The sequence below is a fragment of the Clostridium sp. genome, assembly GCF_016650095.1.
GTDB lineage: Bacteria > Bacillota > Clostridia > Clostridiales > Clostridiaceae > Clostridium_AD.
In genome coordinates this window covers 1-14,511 of the sequence record NZ_JAENWL010000048.1, presented here as the reverse complement: position 1 = coordinate 14,511, position 14,511 = coordinate 1, and the positions used below count along the sequence as shown (strand labels likewise).

Annotated in this window: 13 protein-coding genes; 4 read left to right on the top strand and 9 right to left on the bottom strand. The window is 35.2% G+C overall.

The features are described 5' to 3' along the window. The 5 genes from JJE11_RS04865 to JJE11_RS04845 form a co-directional block, all read right to left on the bottom strand. Positions 1-778, bottom strand: a 778-nt coding sequence (locus JJE11_RS04865) for a mannonate dehydratase (protein ID WP_291633192.1), incomplete at its 3' end; no start/stop codon positions are given. A 194-nt stretch (positions 779-972) separates the two neighbouring features. Then, the gene (locus JJE11_RS04860; protein WP_291633191.1) at positions 973-1,995 is read right to left on the bottom strand and encodes a LacI family DNA-binding transcriptional regulator; all 1,023 of its coding nucleotides are present in this window, start codon (positions 1,993-1,995) and stop codon (positions 973-975) included. A gap of 32 nt (positions 1,996-2,027) precedes the next feature. After that, on the bottom strand, positions 2,028-3,434 hold the full coding sequence (gene uxaC / locus JJE11_RS04855) for a glucuronate isomerase (protein ID WP_291633190.1): 1,407 nt from the start codon (positions 3,432-3,434) through the stop codon (positions 2,028-2,030). 122 nt (positions 3,435-3,556) lie between these two features. Continuing rightward, positions 3,557-4,741: a sugar MFS transporter gene (locus tag JJE11_RS04850; protein ID WP_291633189.1), complete on the bottom strand. Its 1,185-nt coding sequence runs from the start codon at positions 4,739-4,741 to the stop codon at positions 3,557-3,559. A gap of 80 nt (positions 4,742-4,821) precedes the next feature. Beyond that, entirely contained in the window at positions 4,822-5,838 is a 1,017-nt protein-coding gene (locus JJE11_RS04845; RefSeq protein WP_291633187.1) for an SDR family oxidoreductase, read from the bottom strand. Between the two features lie 486 nt (positions 5,839-6,324). Between JJE11_RS04845 and JJE11_RS04840 the strand changes: the two genes are divergently transcribed. From JJE11_RS04840 to JJE11_RS04825, 4 genes are all read left to right on the top strand, one after another. Beyond that, positions 6,325-7,002, top strand: coding sequence for a FadR/GntR family transcriptional regulator (locus JJE11_RS04840; protein WP_291633185.1), 678 nt, complete (start codon positions 6,325-6,327; stop codon positions 7,000-7,002). 206 nt (positions 7,003-7,208) lie between these two features. Then, positions 7,209-8,660: an NAD(P)/FAD-dependent oxidoreductase gene (locus tag JJE11_RS04835; protein WP_291633183.1), complete on the top strand. Its 1,452-nt coding sequence runs from the start codon at positions 7,209-7,211 to the stop codon at positions 8,658-8,660. Continuing rightward, positions 8,657-9,898 (top strand): FAD-dependent oxidoreductase, encoded by a 1,242-nt coding sequence (locus tag JJE11_RS04830; protein ID WP_366927906.1) that lies wholly within the window; start codon positions 8,657-8,659, stop codon positions 9,896-9,898. The genes JJE11_RS04835 and JJE11_RS04830 overlap by 4 nt, the downstream gene beginning before the upstream one ends. A 44-nt stretch (positions 9,899-9,942) precedes the next feature. Then, positions 9,943-10,254: a DUF1667 domain-containing protein gene (locus tag JJE11_RS04825; protein WP_366927905.1), complete on the top strand. Its 312-nt coding sequence runs from the start codon at positions 9,943-9,945 to the stop codon at positions 10,252-10,254. Positions 10,255-10,453: 199 nt separating this feature from the next. Here the strand turns inward: JJE11_RS04825 and JJE11_RS04820 are convergent, their stop codons facing one another. The 4 genes from JJE11_RS04820 to JJE11_RS04805 are packed head-to-tail and all read right to left on the bottom strand — an operon-like array spanning position 10,454 to position 14,406. After that, positions 10,454-11,746: a TRAP transporter large permease gene (locus tag JJE11_RS04820; protein ID WP_291633180.1), complete on the bottom strand. Its 1,293-nt coding sequence runs from the start codon at positions 11,744-11,746 to the stop codon at positions 10,454-10,456. Continuing rightward, positions 11,746-12,252: a TRAP transporter small permease gene (locus JJE11_RS04815; protein ID WP_291633177.1), complete on the bottom strand. Its 507-nt coding sequence runs from the start codon at positions 12,250-12,252 to the stop codon at positions 11,746-11,748. The genes JJE11_RS04820 and JJE11_RS04815 overlap by 1 nt, the downstream gene beginning before the upstream one ends. A 57-nt stretch (positions 12,253-12,309) precedes the next feature. After that, the gene (locus JJE11_RS04810) at positions 12,310-13,344 is read right to left on the bottom strand and encodes a C4-dicarboxylate TRAP transporter substrate-binding protein (protein ID WP_291633175.1); all 1,035 of its coding nucleotides are present in this window, start codon (positions 13,342-13,344) and stop codon (positions 12,310-12,312) included. Positions 13,345-13,386: 42 nt separating this feature from the next. After that, positions 13,387-14,406: a zinc-binding alcohol dehydrogenase family protein gene (locus tag JJE11_RS04805; RefSeq protein WP_291633173.1), complete on the bottom strand. Its 1,020-nt coding sequence runs from the start codon at positions 14,404-14,406 to the stop codon at positions 13,387-13,389. Positions 14,407-14,511: the final 105 nt, after the last annotated feature.

Sequence of the window (14,511 nt, the reverse complement as noted above, 5' to 3'; positions counted from 1 at the left end):
TATCACAGATATCATTATTAGGGTTTGAACCGAGTGAACCTGTGCACAGTGTAAGACCATTGAATTTTGCATCTACCGTTTTTAGGAGTTTTAAAATGTTCTCTTTATTATTTATTATCCTAGGCAAATCAAATACAGGCCATGCAGGGTCATCCGGGTGAATTGCCATCATTATATTGTATTTTTCACATACTGGACGAATCTTATTTAAAAAATATACAAGATTATCAAATAATTTCTCTTCATTTACATCTTTGTATTTTTCAAATAATTCTTTTACATATTCCATTCTTTCAGGTTCCCAACCTGGCATTACAAATCCATTACTATTTTTATCAATTTGTTCAAACATTTTTTCTGGATCAATTTTATTTATTATTTCTTGATCATATGATAAAACTGTAGAACCATCTTCTCTTTTCTTAGCAAGGTCAGAGCGAGTCCAATCAAATACAGGCATAAAGTTATAACAAACCATATCAATTCCTGCTTTACCTAAGTTTTCTAATGTTTCTATATAGTTAATGATATATTGTTCTCTTTCAGGTGATCCTATTTTAATAGAATCGTGAATGTTTACACTTTCTATTCCTTCAATTTTTAGTCCACTTGCTTCAACTTCTTCTTTTATTTTCAAAATTTTCTCAAGTGGCCATACTTCTCCTGCAGGCATATCATAAAGTGTTGTAATAACACCTGTAACACCCGGTATTTGTCTTATTTGCTTAAGTGTAACTGAATCATGTTTGCTTCCAAACCATCTTAACGTCATCTTCATAAATTTTTCCTCCTAATAATATTATATTTAATCCTTACTGTGGCATATTGCAATTATACACACTTGATATACTAATTAAATTATCTACCCGTTTATTTTACCTTAAAACACTTAATTATATGAATTTTAGGCATTTAATTTATTGTTAACGCGAACAATTATTATTAAGCTTATTTTACAATTCAGTGGCTAAATTATATTAAGCTTGCTACTGAGTCTCTTTCAATAAGCTCTGTATCAATATATATCTTTTCTCCTTCGGTTCCATCATTTCTTAAAGTAGTACCATTGTTTTCTATAATATGTAAAAGCTTTTCTGCACCTTTTTTACTTACTTCAATTATAGGTCTTCTTACAGTAGTTAGTGCCGGTGTTAAAAATGCTCCGAGCTTACTACCATCAAAGCCCATAATGGAAATATCAGAAGGGACGTTGAGTCCCGCTTCAAATGTAGCTTTCATTGCTCCCACTGCCATTTCATCATTAGAGCAAAATACCGCTGTTGGAATCGTTCTCTGCCTAAGTAGTTTTTTCATGGCACTATATCCACTTTCAATAGTATAATCTCCTGAAACCATATATTCGCTACTAATTTTCAGATTATTTTCGATTAACGCATTTAAAAATCCATTTTTTCTCTCTATAGTAGAATTAAAACCCTTTGCACCTTCTATTATAGCTATATCTTTATGCCCATTTCGTATCAGATATGTTACAGCTTCATATGCCCCTTTTTTGTCTGAGGATAATATGTTAATTATAGAATTAACATCTATATCTCTATTTAATACAACCAACGGTATCTTTTTTTCCAGTAAATAGTATATAAACGGATTATCACTATTACTTTGACTCATAAGTATTATGCCATCAAAGCTTCTCTTATTAATGAATGTAAAATTTTTATAATCATCAATCCCTCTAACTACTAGATTATAACATTCTTTTATGCCACTATTTACACCACTTACGGTTTCATGAAAGAAACTTGATGCAGTTACTTCACTTATCGTCGTAAAAATAAGCCCTATATTATACGATCTATTTAATACCAGACTTTTAGCGCTATAATTTGGTACATAGTTAAGTTCCGTTGCTATTGCCATTATTTTAGCCTTTGTCTCTACATTTATAAACGGGCTATCATTTAGCGCTCTTGAAACAGTAGTATGTGACACATTTGCAATTTTTGCTATATCTTTAATTGTAACTTCCATTTTAACACCCCTATGCCACTAGTAAATATACGTTAACAATCAATGCCAAAATATCCTTTTGCGTTGTTGTAGCATATACCTTGAACAATACTTCCTAGAAGCTCCATATCCTCAGGTATTTCACCATTTTCAACCCATTCTCCAATTAGATTACATAATATTCTTCTAAAGTATTCATGCCTTGTATAAGATAAGAAACTTCTCGAATCAGTTAGCATTCCTACGAAACGGCTTAATAATCCAGTATTAGCAAGCACTTTCATTTGTTCTATCATGCCGTCCTTATTGTCTAAGAACCACCAAGCTGCTCCAAACTGCACTTTTCCTGGCACTTCAGAACCCTGGAAGTTTCCAAGCATAGTACTAAGAACATAATTATCTTTTGGATTTAAAGTATACAAAATAGTTTTAGGAAGAGAATTATTGGTTTCTAATGAATCTAATAATCTTGATAGTGGATAAGCTACTTCTTCATCATTAATAGAATCAAATCCAGTATCTGGCCCTAATTGTTTAAGCATTTTCGTATTATTGTTTCTTTGTGCCGCAAGATGAAGTTGCATTGTCCATCCAAATTCTGAGTATAATTTTCCTAGGAACTGTAATGTATATGTCCTATATTTACTTTCTTCACAGGTGGTTGCAGTCTCTCCTTTTAATACCTTTTCAAATATACTAGATACTTCTCCTTTTGAAGCTTCAATATATGTTAAGCTATCTAAACCATGGTCTGATATTATGCATCCAACTTCGTTAAAAAATCTCACTCTTGATTCTAAGGCTTTTAGAAATTCATCGTAGCTTTTAATATTAATTTTAGATACTTCTGCAAGCTTTTTAGTCCATGGAATAAAGGTCTCTTTATTTATCAAAAGCCCTTTGTCTGGTCTAAATGCTGGTAAAACCTTTACACTAAAATTAGTATCTTCTTTAAGTTTTAAATGATATTCTAATGAATCTATTGGATCGTCTGTAGTACATAAAGCTTTAACATTAGATTTAACAATCAAATCTCTTGCTCCAAAACCTATTCCATTTAACTGTGCGTTTACTTTTTCCCAGATATCTGGAGCAGTTTTCTCATTAAGAACCTCATATATTCCAAAATATCTTTGAAGTTCTAAGTGCGTCCAATGATAAAGAGGATTACCTATAGCCATCGGCATTGTTTTTGCGAAAGCTATAAATTTTTCATAATCGCTAGCATTCCCAGTAATGTATTTTTCATCTATTCCATTACTTCTCATAGCTCTCCATTTATAATGATCTCCATATAACCAAGCCTCAGTTATATTTTTAAATGTTTTGTTTTCAAAGATTTCTTTTGGATTTAAATGACAGTGATAATCAATAATAGGCATATCTTTTGCATAATTGTTATATAGATTTATCGCAGTATTGTTAGATAATAAAAAGTTTTCATTCATAAATTTTTTCATAAACTTCACCCTTCCTTGATAAATTTCATTGTTCACGTTAACAATGACTTGTATCCATTATAAACTAAAGTTTTTTATAATGCAATAGTGGAATTTTCGACATTTTTAATATAGCCACGTGTCTATGCAATATCGTTCTTGCTTAGGACACTTAAAACCACGAAAACTGTCATCAAAATAATAGCAAATACAATAGCACTCATGCCAGCCAAGATTCCAAAAGCATCAGATAATGCACCGGTTATAATTGGCATTATGGTAGCACCAATACCTCCTATAACAAGCAATACTCCCATTGACATTGGGTAAGACTTAATAGTGTTACCAAGCGTAGAAATTGTCGTAGGATAAATTCCTGCCATTGAGAACCCTAACCCCGTTATAGCTATGGTAATAATAGTTAAATTTCGCGATGAAAGTAATAGCAAGTAAAATGCAACAGTTCCGATACTTGTTGTAATAAGCAATTTTTTCTTAGATATTTTATGACCAAAAAAGGCACAAGTTAGTCTACCAGCAAGCATAACTACCCATAATAACGAAGCGAGCATTTGCGCATATTTAATCGTCATAATTCCCGAATCTATAAAATATTTAACCATCCATCCATTAATAGTCGCTTCTGCGCACAAATAAAAGAACAAAATTCCAGCACAAACCCAAAAGTATCTGTTTTTCATAAATTCATAGGATATCACTACTTTCTCTTTCTTTTTCGCGGTATTATCTATTTTCATTCTTGAAAAAAGAAAAATAGATATAATTGCAAGCGTAATAATAACTCCAGCAGCTATTTTCCAGCCAATTTCTCCACCTACCTTTGTACAGAGAATAACTAAAAATGGAGCGGATAAAGCCCCTACTGCAAAAATACTATGTAAAATATTGAGGGCTGCTGGACTACTGCTCGATAGCTCATTTACAACAGTATTATTAAAATTAGAGATGCTTCCTCTACTTAATCCTGTAAATAAAAATCCTAAAATCAATAAAACTGGATTGCCTGTTAAAATCATAATTAAAAATCCCATAATAACAAAACTGCATAAAAACATTATTGCCTTTTTCCGTCCTAAATATAGCGGCAACACTCCTGCAATAAAACCTGATATCAAGTTTCCTGCTTGATGTGCAGAGAGTAATGCCCCACTCATTGTATTATTTAGCCCATATTCATCACTAATTATTGGTAAAAGCGAGCCTAGAATCATAGAATATAGTCCATTAACAGCAAAAACAAAAAAGCAACAATTTATAATGTACCTGTTGTCTTTGTCTAATTGCGAGTAAAATGATTGCTTTTCCATATAAATAAAATCTCCCTTAATTAAAGCTTTATAATTTTGCTACTAATTATCAAGCTATTAAAATTATTAGAATAGCCTTTTTAAAGGCTATTGTAATATGCTATTGCTTTCAGTTGTGCTTTAATTATATTATCGCAAAAAATATCAAACTCTTCATCTTCAATTTGTAATTCCGTATGAGATAATATATATTCAATAGATTGTCTAACACCTTGATCAAACCTTGTCGTAGCAACATATCCTGGAACAAGCCTTTTAATTTTACTATTGTCAAAAACCACAGTATTAGCTTTATCACCAACTAATCCACCTTCTATATCAGCTTGACACTTTACTAAAAAGTCTGTAGCTACATGAAACTTTTTAACTTTAACATTAAGAGCTGCACCGATACTATCATATATTTTGTCCCAGGTTATAGCTTCATCAGAAGTAATATGAATAGCTTCTCCTATTGCCGCTTGATTTCCCATAATTCCAACGAACGCCTTTGCGAAATCAGAATTATGTGTCACTGTCCAAAGTGAACTCCCATCTCCAGGAATTATTACAGGCTTTCCTTTTATCATACGATTAATAACCTGCCAACTACCTTTTTCACCATGAATTGCCACTGGCACGTTTGTTTCTCCATAGGTATGGCTTGGACGTATTATCGTAATAGGAAAGTTGTTATTTCTATATTCTGACATTAATAGTTCTTCGCAGGCTATTTTATCCCTAGAATACTGCCAATATGGATTAGAAAGTGGCGTGCTCTCTGTAATCTTGTAGTGTGATAATGGCTTCTGATATGCTGAGGCAGAACTAATAAAAATAAATTGTTTTGTCCTATTACTAAAAAGTCTTATATCTCGCTGAATTTGTGGTGCATCGAAAGCAATAAAATCCACAACTACATCAAATACCATATCTTTTATTAACCCTGAAACTTCTTCTTCATTGTTAATATCAGCTGTTAAGACCTTTGCACCTACTGGCACTCTGCCATTTTTATTCCCACGGTTTAGCAAATACAATTGCCATCCATTTTTTACTGCAAGTTTAGATATTGCAGTACTGATAGTTCCAGTTCCACCTATAAATAAAGCTTTCATTAAATTCCTCCATTCTGCCATATTAAAGTGGCATCAAATAAATAAAAAACATCTTTCAAAAAGTTAATTCCGCTACTACTCTCATAATTATTTATGACAGTAATAACGGTAATTTAATTATATGTTCTATAAATTCTTCTGTCAATAATTCTAAAACTTCATGACCAATTAAGAACTTTACTTTATTTTATTGAATCTATCTGAATATTTTTTAAGTCTTTTCCAAAGTGATTACAACTTATCCATCGTATCTTCCTTAATATTAATCAAATTTAATAACTACTTTACAAACATCCTGAGAATTATTAACAGCAAGTTCAATTGCTGCTTTAATTTCACTGTAAAAAATTATATAGATTATGCTTAGAAATTTGTCTCATAGATTGAAAATAATAATGTTATATTATATACTTGAAATAAAATCCACCTTTATATTATTAAAAAAGATAGTAATGTAGTGTAATGGTAAGGAGGTCAATGTAGCAAATGGAAAATAGAACACTTGGCTATAGAGTTGCCATCGAACTAGTGCGCCTAATTCGTGAGCGCGGATACGTTGCAGGGGAAAAGTTGCCAAATGAATACGAACTTTCTGAGCAACTCGGCGTAAGCCGTAATACAATACGTGAAGCGTTGCGTGCACTTGCTTCACGCAACATTTTAGATATACGTCATGGCGCAGGTACTTTTTTATCTCAGAAAAAAGGCGTTGCGGACGACCCACTTGGACTTTCTTTTATGGAGGACCGGCGGAAACTTGTAGAGGATTTAATGCAAATCCGTTACATCATAGAGCCACAGATTGCAGCTCTCGCGGCACAAAACGCAACGCCTCAAGATATCGCAATCCTAGGGTCCTTGTGCGATGAGGTGGAATTACTAATTTCCAAACGTCAGGATTTCACTCAAAAGGATATGGACTTTCATTCTCAGCTTGCCACTTGTAGCCGGAATATTGTAATGTCTAACCTGATTCCTGTTATTTGCGAAGGCATAACAGTATTTTCGTCCATGGTGGTGGAGCAGGAGTTTGACCAAACCGTGAAATCACACCGTGAAATATTCAAATCAGTGAGTGAACATCGTGCAGCAGAAGCACAGCAGGCCATGCTGTTCCACTTGCTTTATAATCAAAACCGTTTTATAGAAAGAAAAGGCCTGTAAAAACACTAACCCATGCATCCTATATTTATCAGGATACGTGGGTATTGTTATCCCCTAAATCATAGGATGATTTAGCATAGTATCAGCTTGTATTCTTTAGAATGCTAGTACTAAATGCACAGTTTATCAATATTTCTATTGTTACTGCCAAATAATGATGTTATAATTTTATAAAGTCATTGGATGACTTTAAGGGGGTAGAGTATATGAAACAAATATACGACATACTAATTATCGGTGCAGGCGTGGTTGGAAGTGCAGTCGCTCGAGAGATGTCAAAAAACGATCTTAAAATTGGGGTTTTGGAAAAGAACCGTGACGTTTGCTATGAAACAAGTGGAAGAAATTCAGCCGTGATACACGGTGGTTTTGCCTATAGTATTGGAACCCTCAAAGCAGAGTGCTGTGTGGAGTCAAATCTGGAATTTGACAAGATAGCTAGAGAACTGGACGTGCCCTTTAAACGCACAGGAAAAGTTCTTGTCGGAAATACACAAGCAGACTATGAAAGCCTGCAAAGTACAATTGCGACCGGCAAAATTAATGGTAGCATCGGCCTTGAAATGATTGACAAAGAACGCCTTCACAAGCTGGTACCAGCGGTAATTGGCGAATTTGCAATGTTTTCCCCAAGCAGTGGTATCGTAGATCCTTTCCAGTACACAATAGCATTGGCAGAAAACGCCAAAATGAACGGAGTTGATTTTCACTTTAATCACGAAGTAATAGATATTAGCCGTGAATCAAATGATACATACACCATTAAGACAACTCAAGGTGATTTTAATACCCGTTGGATTGTAAACAGCGCCGGAATGGGCTGCGTCAAAATCTCTAATATGATGGGAATTTTTGGTTACCGCATCGGTGGATCCAAAGGTGACTATATCATTTTAGATAAAAATATAGGACCTCTTCTTCCTATGCCAGTATACCCTGTTCCCAGCACTACATATATGGGAGTCCATGTAACTCCAACAGTAGATGGCAACGTAATTGTAGGCCCTAATGCAGATTATGTAGACGATTTTACATATTACGGTGTACCACAAAAAAATATGGATTACCTTGCAGAAAGTGCCTCGTTGCTATGGCCTCACATCCATAAGGCCGATTATATTCGAAACTATTCTGGTATACAGCCCAAGTGGCTCGATAGAAACGGCTTGGTGGATGATTTTGTAATAGAAGCACGCAATGAAGCACCACACACCATAAATCTTGTTGGAATTGAATCACCAGGGCTTACCTCTGCTCTACCGATTGCGCGACGTGCGGTCAGACTGCTAGCGGAACGTGAAACATTAATCCCTAACAAAAACTTTAACCCAAACCGCAAAGGAATCCTCCGCTTTTCCAAACAGAGCGACGAGAAAAAAGCTTGCTTAATTGCAGAAAACGCTGACTACGGCGAAGTTATCTGCCGTTGTGAGACAATTACCAAAGCTGAAATTTTGCAAGCGGTACACAATTCCCTAGGGGTTGACACCATGATTGGAATAAAATACCGCACCCGTTCGATGATGGGTCGGTGTCAGGGCGGATACTGCCAAATGCGTATTGCTCAAATTATCCAAGAGGAACTTGGCAAGAAAGTAACCGACGTACTATACGCGCGAAACGATTCCAATATGTTTACAGGGAGAGTGAGAGAATGAATATTATTAACAAAGATGTAATCATTATTGGGGGCGGACCTGCGGGTCTTGCTGCAGCTGTAGAACTTTATAAAAAAGGCATTCATGATATTTTAATTATCGAACGAGAAAATACACTCGGTGGAATTCTACGCCAGTGTATCCATGACGGTTTTGGCCTTACACACTTCAAGGTGACTCTAAGCGGTCCAGAATATGCACAGAGGTTCATCGATGAGGTTGAAAATTTAGGCATTCAGTATGTTACGAGTACTACAGTTCTCTCAATAACAAAGGATAAAAAAATTACAGCTGCTTCCCAAAGTGGCCTTATGACCTGGAAGGCCAAAGCGGTTATCCTAACTATGGGTTGCCGCGAGCGTACGCGTGGTGCACTTGGTATTCCAGGTGAACGTATGGCAGGCGTGTATACCGCTGGCGTGGCTCAATCATACATGAACCTTCATAACACCATGGTTGGCAAAAATGTTATTATCCTTGGTTCAGGTGACATTGGAATGATTATGGCTCGTCGCATGACATTGGAGGGAGCTAATGTAAACGCAATGTTTGAAATCTTACCCTACCCCAGTGGTCTGCCACGCAACATTGAACAGTGTCTAAACGACTATAACATCCCGCTCTACCTAAGTCACACAGTTACCAATATTCACGGCAGCTCTAGGCTAACGGGTGTCACTATTTCTGAGGTTGATGAGTCCTTGATGCCCATACCTGGAACCGAAAAGGAGTATCCTTGTGACACTCTAATTCTTTCTGTAGGTCTTATCCCCGAAAATGAACTTTCACTTTCGATTGGAGTCAAGCTTGACGTACGCACAAAGGGCGCTATCGTCGATGAAAATTACCAGACAAGTGTAGATGGCGTTTTCGCTGCAGGCAATGTACTACACGTGCACGATCTTGTAGATTTTGTATCGCTTGAGGCTGAAAACCTTGCGGATGCGGTTGCCATGTATGCACAGGATAACGCTCCGGTTATATGTGGCATCGAAATTACTACCAGTAACGAGATAAGTTACACCGTTCCTCAGTACGTGAGTGGAACAAAAGATTTTAACCTTTCTATGCGTGTGAAAAAGCCACTTCGAAACTGCAAAATTGAAATTACGCAAGCTGGCTTAGTTATAAAATTGATTGAGTTTAAAAAAATGATTCCGGCTGAGATGATTAAAATACAAATAGACCATAAACTACTACAATCAGATAAAAATTTGGAGGTATGCGTAAAATGCTAAGGAAATATACCTGTATCATCTGCCCAAACGGATGTGATATTACAGTGGAAGTTGAAGATAAAAAAATCATTTCGGTGGAAGGCGCGACCTGCAATCGTGGTCATGAATATATCAATCAGGAGCTGACCGACCCTCATCGAAATATCGCTTCATCCATCCTACTCGAAGGAGGAGTTCTACCCCTGGTCAGTGTTCGACTTTCAAAATCTATTCCCAAAGACAAAATTTTCGTTGTAATGGAAATTATTAAAAAAGCACATTTGAAGGCACCTGTTTCGGCAGGTCAAGTGGTAATTTCAAACGTAATCGGGCTAGGTAGCGATGTAATTGTAACTAAAAACGTGGTTGCTAAATAACAGCCACAGCTCCGATTGATATATATGGAATGAGCTAAGTAAATTTTTCCTCACAAGCAGAAAGAGCAACAATATTATTTCTTAATACCGTATAAGTATAATTCTTTATAGAGTCGAAAGATTTCTTTTCTAAATACAAAAGTAGATTCCTAGGAATCCACTTTTGATGTAGTGTTTGTTGAATTCTTACCTTTCAGTGTTATTTATATAGTAAATCAACAATACCTACTGAGAATATAGGAACAAATGTCAATAGCATTAAGCATATAGCAAGTAATACATAGAAGGGTACTGCTTCTTTAATAAAATCTTTAATTTTGCATTTAGTTATTGCGCAAGTTACAAACATAAGTGTACCCATTGGTGGTGAAAGAGCACCCACTGCCATGTTGAATATAAATATCATTGCAAACTGTATTTCATTTATACCAAACGTAGCAGCTACAGGTGCCAGTAATGGCACTAGCACTATCATAGCTGCATTTCCTTCTATGAACATACCAACTACTAGTAAAAATACATTAACAATCATAAGGAATATATACTTGTTAGAAATGTTTGCAACTATCATTTCCGTTATTTGCTGAGGAATACGTTCTTTTGTAAGTATCCATGCAAATGCAGAGGCAGCACCTACTATAAGCATTATAGCTGCAGTTGTAGTTACAGTTTCCTTTAATCCATTGATAACATCCGAAAATTTCATTTCACGGTAAAGTACACCAAGCATCAATGAATATACAATAGCAACAGAACCAGCTTCAGTTGGTGTAAATATTCCAAGTCTGATACCACCGATTATTATTACAGGTAAGCAAAGAGGTAATATGGCTCCCCTTAATGCAACCATAAATTCTTTTACCGTTATTGATTTTTCACGAGTAACTTTGTAGTTACGCTTTTTAGAAATAACACTTACAAGTATCATCATTGAAACACACAATAATAGACCTGGTCCAATACCAGCCATAAATAATTTACCAATTGATACATTAGCGATAGATCCATATATAATCATTGCTATTCCAGGAGGAATAAGTGGGGTTATCATAGCAGATGTAGCTGTAACCACAGAAGAGAATTCCGTTGAAAATCCTTTCTTTTCCATTTCAGGTACGAGCATCTTTGATTGCATTGCAGCATCAGCAAGGTTTGAACCTGAAAGTCCACCCATAAGTGTGGATAAAAGTATATTAACCTGAGCAAGTCCTCCCCACATACGCCCAGTTAAAATTTCTGCAAAATTCATTACTCTCTTCGTAACACCAGAAGTATTCATAAATACGCCGGCACATACGAAAAATGGAACAGCAAGTAGCGGTATACTTTCAACTCCCGAGATAACACGTTGAGCAAATATTTGCGTTGGAACATTTGGAGTCATAGCAAAATAAACAAATGCTCCTGAAAGAACAGATGCAAAAACTGGGACCTTTAAAAATAAAAGTATTAGCATTACAATTGCAGCTAATGCAACAACATTTATAACCATTATAAAGCACCGCCTTTCACTTTATTTTTTTTCGAAAATATTGATATTCCTGTCACTAGGGTATAATTTATCATCATTAATACACACCCAATAGGAAAGGCAGAATAAATTATTGAAAATGGTACCCGTAAAATATTTGTAAGTCTATTAGTGCTGGCTAATTGAATTACAAGATTTGAACCATGAATAGTTAAATAAATAAGCACACCCATCATTACAAAATATCCTAGTATATCTACTACCTTTTTCAAAGAATCTGGTAAAAGATCCACCACTAAATCTATAGCTACATGGCTTCCACTACGAAAAGCTGCACTAGAACCAAAGAATACTATCCATACAAAACACCAAAGTTGAACTTCTTGTTGCCAAATAAATGGGTTATTTGCAAAATATCTCATGATAACGCCTAAAAAAGTTATAATTATGAGTACAATTAATGATATTACTGCTATTATCAAATCTAAATTCAATAGTGCATTTAATGTCTTATTTTTTAATTTCATTTTTTAACTCCCTTTTGTTAATAATCCAGAGACAAATGTCTCTGGATTATTAATGATTTATTTCATTGCAGCCTTAACTGTATCGTATAATCCAGGTGTCCATTTAGAATTCACTTCTGGTAATGAGTAGAATTCCATTGCAGCTTTTTTAAATTCTGCTGAATCAATTTCAATTATTTCAACACCTTCAGTTTTGAACTTTTCAAGTGTTTCCTTAGAAGCCTTCTCTTGAGCTGTATTATTGTATAGTCCCGCTTCGTCACCAGTTTCCATTAATATCTTTTGTTGATCAGCAGTTAGAGAATCAAAGAACTTTGTACCAGTAACCCAAGTAGTAAAGTTTTTAATATGTGCATCTAATGTAAGATATTTAGCTACTTCCTGGAACTTACCATTGTAAAGTACAGGTAGTGGGTTCTCAAGACCATCTATTGTACCTTGTTGCAATGCAGTATAAACATCACCGAGTGCCATTGGAGTTGGAGTTGCACCCATGACTTCGAATCCCTTAACTTGAATTGTGTTGTTTGGAACACGAATCTTCATCCCTTTAAGGTCTGCTACTGTTCTAACCGGCTTAATTGTAAGTGTCTGTCTGTCTCCATAAACCCAGTTAGAAGTTAAAAGCTTTAATCCTTTTCCTTCTAGTTTACCTGCTTGCTCTTTCCACCAGTCGCTCTTAGTAAGCGTCCAGCACTCTTCCCAAGTATCAAATAGGTATGGTCCAAATGTTATACCCATATCTGGAACACCACGATCTGCATAGAATGCGCCATCAGCAAGAGTTATAACTGCTGAACCCGCCATCATCTGGTCTATAATATCATTTTTTGATCCTAATTGACTTGAAGGAAATAGTTCCACCTTCATACTTCCTTCACTCTTCTCTTCTATAAGTTTCTTCCATTCATTAACAGCAAGGTCAAGTGGTTCTCCAGGGTTATTTCCATAACCAATTTGTATAACTACAGGCTTCACCTCTTTAGCTGAATCTTTTACATCAGTTGTACTTTTAGCAGCGCATCCTGATAATAAAGAAACACCCATTATTGTTGTTAATGCAAGTGCCATAATACTCTTAGTTTTTTTCATTTTTTATGCCCCCTTTTATATTTAAATGTGCATTGCACAAATTTAAAACCTTAATAAAACTTTCAACATACTTCCAGCATCTTTGCTAAAATCTTCAAATGCTTTTCCTGCTTCATAAGCACTATAAGTATTGGTAACAATTTTTTCTAAATCAATTTCACCTTTGCTTACAATTTCTATCAATTGCTCAAAATCCTCTTTTACAGCGTTACGTGAACCATATATATTAAGCTCTTTCTTTTGAATTATAGTAAAGTTAAAATCAAGATTTGTTTTACCTACTCCAATTAGTACTACTCTTCCGCCAAATGTTGCTGCATCTATACATCTTTGGAATGTTGAAGGTAATCCAACAGCTTCGATAGTTACGTCGAACCCATCACCATTTGTAATTTCATTAACCCTTGCTTCAAAAGCTTCTAAACTACTATTTAAAATTACACCATCTGCTCCAAGCTCAGATGCATAATCGAGTTTGCCTTGTGCTACATCACTTACATAAACTTCTGCTCCAAAAATCTTTGCAGCATACATTGCAAGCACTCCAATTGTTCCTGCACCGATTACTAACACCTTGTCCCCTTTTTTTACATTAGCTCTCTTTACACCATGATAAGCTATGCAAAATGGTTCAATTAGAGCAAGTGTCTTTGCTGGAATCCCTTTACCTTCATATATACGATCAATTGGCAAAGTTATATATTGAGCAAATGCTCCTTCTCTTTGTACCCCCATAGTTTGGTTTGTTGTACAACAATTAACTAGACCACGCTTGCATGAGTAGCAGCTTTTGCAATTAAAGTAAGGATTTGCTGCAACTATCATACCTTTTTCTAGTCCTCTATCATTATCTTCTATCTGGATGATTTCAGCAGAAAACTCATGTCCAGGAATTCTTGGATAAGACACATACGCAAAAGTTCCTCTATAGGTACCTAGGTCTGATCCACAAATACCACCATATAAAATTTTAAGTAATGCTTCTCCCTTTATTGGCACAGGCATTTTTTGTTCAACGATTTCAACCTTACCTGGTTCCACTATTATAATACTCTTATTCATATTGTCCTCCTGATTTATTTATTAACCATAAACCATACTATTTTATATCTACAAGATATTAACAAACACAGTATTGTTCTGATTGTATATCTGATTGTATATCTG